General features: G+C 72.2%; 4 protein-coding genes. 2 read left to right on the top strand and 2 right to left on the bottom strand.

The features are described from left to right. Positions 1–1,367, bottom strand: a 1,367-nt coding sequence (locus FV228_RS20910; RefSeq protein WP_147856373.1) for an ABC transporter ATP-binding protein, incomplete at its 3' end; no start/stop codon positions are given. A 144-nt stretch (positions 1,368–1,511) separates the two neighbouring features. Continuing rightward, on the bottom strand, positions 1,512–2,033 hold the full coding sequence (locus FV228_RS20905) for a Spy/CpxP family protein refolding chaperone (protein ID WP_147856374.1): 522 nt from the start codon (positions 2,031–2,033) through the stop codon (positions 1,512–1,514). A gap of 165 nt (positions 2,034–2,198) precedes the next feature. On the opposite strand from FV228_RS20905, the gene FV228_RS20900 reads away from it, so the two are divergent. Both FV228_RS20900 and FV228_RS20895 read left to right on the top strand, forming a co-directional pair. Then, positions 2,199–3,137: a zinc ABC transporter substrate-binding protein gene (locus tag FV228_RS20900; protein ID WP_147856372.1), complete on the top strand. Its 939-nt coding sequence runs from the start codon at positions 2,199–2,201 to the stop codon at positions 3,135–3,137. A gap of 231 nt (positions 3,138–3,368) precedes the next feature. Further along, on the top strand, positions 3,369–4,612 hold a 1,244-nt coding region (locus FV228_RS20895; protein ID WP_147856371.1), incomplete at its 3' end, for a heparinase II/III family protein.

The raw sequence follows: 4,612 nt of genomic DNA, 5'->3' as shown, positions 1-4,612 counted from the left end.
ACATCGGCTTCGGCCGCCTCGATCTCGGCCCGGTTCGCCCCGGGGCGGCCGAAGCCGATGTTGGCCGCGATCGTGTCGTCGAACAGCACCACCTCCTGCGAGACCACCGCCACGGCGGAGCGCAGGGAGGCGAGCGTCACGGCGCGCACGTCCTGCCCGTCGATGGTCACCCGGCCGGCGGTGACGTCGTAGAGCCGCGGCACGAGGTTGAGCAGCGAGGACTTGCCCGATCCCGAGCGCCCGACCAGCGCGGTGGCGGCGCCGGCCGGGACCGTGAGGTCGATCCCCTCCAGGGCCGGGGCGTCCGGGCGGTAGCGGAACTGCACGCCCTCGAACCGGATCTCCCCTGCGGTGACGACGAGCGGCGCCGCATCCGGCGCCTCGCGGATCTGGGGCGCCTCGTCCATCACGTCGAAGTAGCGGCGCAGAGCCGCCGCCGCCTCCTGCAGGATGGCGTTGAGGTTGCCCAAAGCCCGGGCCGGCTGCGCGGCGAGCAGCAGCGCGGCCACGTAGCCGGTGAAATCGCCGACCGTCCGCTCGCCGGCCAGCACCCGCTGCCCGACCAGCACCAGCACGCCGGCCACCGCGATGCCGCCGCCCACCTCCAGCAGCGGGTCGAGGCGCCCGCGGGCGTTGGCGGCCTTCATCTTGAGCCGGCGCACCTCGTCCAGCGCCTGCGCGGCCCGGCCCTTGAGGTAGCCCTCCATGGCGTAGGTCTTGGCGACCCGGGCGCCCTGCAGGCTCTCGGAGATCAGGCTGGCGGTGGCGCCCATCTGCTCCTGGGTGGTGGTCGAGACCCGGCGCAGCTTCTTGCCGATCCGCCCGATCGGGCCCGCCACGAACGGCACCGTGAGGCCGGCGACGAGCGTCAGCACCGGGTCCATCCAGACCAAAGCCGCCACGAGGCCGATCAGCATCGCGATGTCGCGCAGCAGCACCGTGGAGATGCGGGTCAGCGCCTCCTTGATGAAGGCGAAATCTGTGGTGAAGCGCTGGGTCAGCGCCGCCGGGCTCTCGCGGCCGAGCTGGGCCAGGTCGGATTCGATCAGGTGGCCGTAGAGCGCCGCCTGCATGTCGGCCTCGACCCGGGTGACGACCCGGTTGGTCAGCACCGTCTGGCCGAACAGCGAGAAGCCGCGCAGGGCCGTGACCACGATCACGACGAGCGGCCCGTAGGCGATCGCGGCCGCGTCCTTGCGGTCGAAGGCGTCGAAGGCGGCCTTGATCAGCGCCGGGTACAGCCCGGTCGAGCCGCCCACCAGCGCGATCAGCACCAGCACGACGGCCAGCGTCCCGCGGTGGGGATAGAGCCACGTGCGCCACAGCCGGGCGAGGAGGGGGACGGTGTCGCCGGGCAGGCGCGCCATGGAGCTTACCGGTTCGGGCCTTTCACCGGGCTCCTTTGGCAAGACCCGCGGCGGCAGCGGTTTGCAGCCGCTGCCGCCGCGGATCAAGTTTTTTGGTTCTTCTGGATTTTTAGATTTTTAGGTTTTTGATCGGGCGCCGTGCCGTCAGCGGTCGTCGCCGCCAGGGCCGCGCTCGCCGTCGCGGTGGTGATGCCAGCCGCCGTGGCGATGGCCGCCCATCGGGCGGGCGAGGATCATCGCGCGCCGCTTCTGGCCCTCGTCGAGGCTCGCGTAGAGCGGCTGCGAGGCGTCGGCGAGCTTGCGCAGGGCCTCGCCCCGGGCGGTCGTGGCATCTGCCATCGCCCGCAGGGCGGCCGGCGCGTCGTCGGCGATCTTCGGACGATCGCGCATCGCCGCGCGCCGCTGCTGGCGCAGCTTGACCATGTCGCGCAGGGCGGCCTCCACCGGCGGCCACAGCTTCTCCTGGTCGGCATTGAGCTTCAGCCCGGCATGCAGGCCGGCGATCCGGGCATCCGCGAAGGCGGCCCGATCCTCCGGGGTCAGGGCGCTCCAACGCCCGTGGCCCCGCGCGCCGTCGGCACTGCGGTCATGCGCTGCGGCGGCGCCGACGAGGCCCAGGCCGAGAACACCGGTGACGAGGAGGGCGGCACTCAAACGTCCAGTCATGGCATGCTCCATCTTACGCTCGGCTGCCGCGGCGATGACCCGGCGGCGGCCCACGACCCGCATCAGGCGACCTTCGTGTATCCCGCTTGTGTATGTAACATTGTTACACTACAGGCTGCCTGGCTCCGGTTGGTCTCTGGCCCCGGTGGATCGGGAGGACGACAGGTGCGCGGGACGGTTCGGTTGGCGTGGCTCGCGGGCCTCGCCCTGTGGCTCGGCATCTCTCTCCCGGCCCGGGCGGCCCCGGACGGCGAGAAGGTCCGCGCGGTGGCGAGCTTCTCGATCCTGGGCGACCTCGTGCGCGCGGTCGGCGGACCCTACGTGGCGGTGACCACCCTGGTCGGCCCGGATTCCGACGCGCACGGCTTCAGCCCGTCCCCGGCCGACGCCAAGAAGCTCGCCGGCGCCGACATCGTGTTCGTCAACGGCCTCGGGCTGGAGGGCTGGCTCGATCGGCTGATCCGGGCCTCGGGCACCCGCGCCCCGGTCGTCGTCGTCTCCGCGGGGGTGAAGACCATCGCGGCCGTCAACGATCACGCGCATGCGGAGGACGGGCACGACCACGGCGCCCACGCGGTCGATCCGCATGCCTGGCAGAGCGTCGCCAACGTGCGGATCTACGTCGCCAACATCCGCGACGGCCTGGCGAAGGTCGATCCGGCCCATGCCGACGCCTACCGGGCGGCCGCCGAGGCCTACACGGCGCAGCTCGATCGTCTCGACACGGCGGTGCGCGCGGCGGTCGAGAAGATCCCCCCGGCGAACCGCCGGATCATCACCACCCACGACGCGTTCGGCTACTTCGCCGACGCCTACGGGCTGCGCTTCATCGCGCCCCAGGGCGTGTCCACCGACAGCGAGGCGAGCCCCCGGGACGTCGCGGCGATCATCCGGCAGATCCGCCAGGAGAAGGTGCCGGCGGTGTTCCTCGAGAACATCAGCGATCCGCGCCAGATGGAGCTGATCGCGCGGGAGGGCGGCGCCCGGATCGGCGGCAAGGTCTATTCGGACGCCCTGTCGGGCTCGGACGGGCCGGCGGCGACCTACCTGGACATGATGCGCTCGAACCTGCGGGCGTTCGACGCGGCTCTGGCCCCGGGCTGAGCCGCCCGAGCCGTGGCTGGCGCACCCCGATCCGCCCCGGTGCTTCAACCGGGGCGTGCGCCAACCCGCATTCTTTCCCGCTCCGGGAATGACATAGCGTAAACCGCCGGTTAAGAGGCCGCCTCTACCCTGAAACGAAACGGGTGCCAGCCGATCCTCGTACCCGGGGGCTCGGGCCCTTGGGGCCTGGCGAGATCGCGTGGCTCGGAGATCGCGTGGCTGGGATATTGCGTGGCTTGGGGGCCTGACCGCTGGCGCTTTTATCGGCTCGTGGGGCGCGAAGCCGCGCGGACCCTCCGTGCCGTCGGCGCCAGCCTCACCGCTTCGCCCGACATCCTGACGCGGATGCGCGTGACCGGGCTGGTGATCGCCCCGCAGGACCTGCGCACCTCCGACGCGACCTTCGCGGACGACATCTATTCCGGCCTGTTCGTCTTCGCCGGCCGCTCGCTGGCGGCGAGCGGCGGATCGCCGTTCGACTACGCGGCGCCCTCGCCGGAATGGGCCGATGAGCTCTACGGCTTCGGCTGGCTGCGCCACCTCCGGGCGGCCGACACCGCGCTCGCCCGGGCCAATGCCCGCGCCTTCGTGGCCGATTTCATCGCCGGCCGGGGCGATGCGGCTTTGGCCCGCCACACCCCGGTGGCGGCGCGGCGGCTGATCTCGTTCCTGTGCCAGTCGCCCCTCGTGCTCGAGGGCGCCGACCACACGTTCTACCAGAACTTCCTCAAGGCCATCGCCCGCAACGCCCAGCAGCTCGAGCGCGACCTGCGGCGGGGCGTGCCGCCGCAATGGCGCCTGAGCGCCGCCGTGGCGCTCTGCTACGCCGGCCTGTGCTGCGACGGCATCCAGCCGATCCTGCGGCGGGCGACCCGCATCCTGTCGCGGGAACTCGACCGGCAGATCCTGACCGACGGCGGCCATCGCTCCCGCGACCCGCGCTTCGCCATGGAGCTGCTCCTCGATCTCCTGCCCCTGCGCCAGAGCTATCTCAGCCGCAGCGTCGAGCCGCCGGCCGCGCTGCTGCGGGCGGTGGACCGGATGCTGCCGCTGCTGCGGCTCCTGCGCCACCCGGACGCCTCGCTCAGCCACTTCAACGGCATGGGCGCCACCGACGCCGACCATCTCGCCACGCTCTTGGTCTACGACGGCGCGCTCGCCCGGCCGATGATGCACGCGCCGAATTCCGGCTACGAGCGCCTGGAGGGCGGCCGGGTCATCGTGGTCGCCGATGTCGGCAAGAGCCCGCCGCTGCCCTACTCGCTCAATGCCGGGGCGGGCTGCCTCGCCTTCGAGATGTCGAGCGGGCCGCAGCGCATCGTGGTCAATTGCGGCCTGCCGGCCAGCGGGCCGGACCTGCGCCTGCTGGCCCGCTCCACGCCGGCCCATTCCACCGCCAGCGTCGCCGACGCGTCCTCGTGCCGGTTCCTCACCACCACCGGGTGGTGGGGCGAGCGCCTGGCGGCCGCGTGGCT

This window comes from Methylobacterium sp. WL18 (assembly GCF_008040015.1).
Taxonomy (GTDB): domain Bacteria; phylum Pseudomonadota; class Alphaproteobacteria; order Rhizobiales; family Beijerinckiaceae; genus Methylobacterium; species Methylobacterium mesophilicum.
This window is presented reverse-complemented; position numbering and strand designations above follow the sequence as displayed.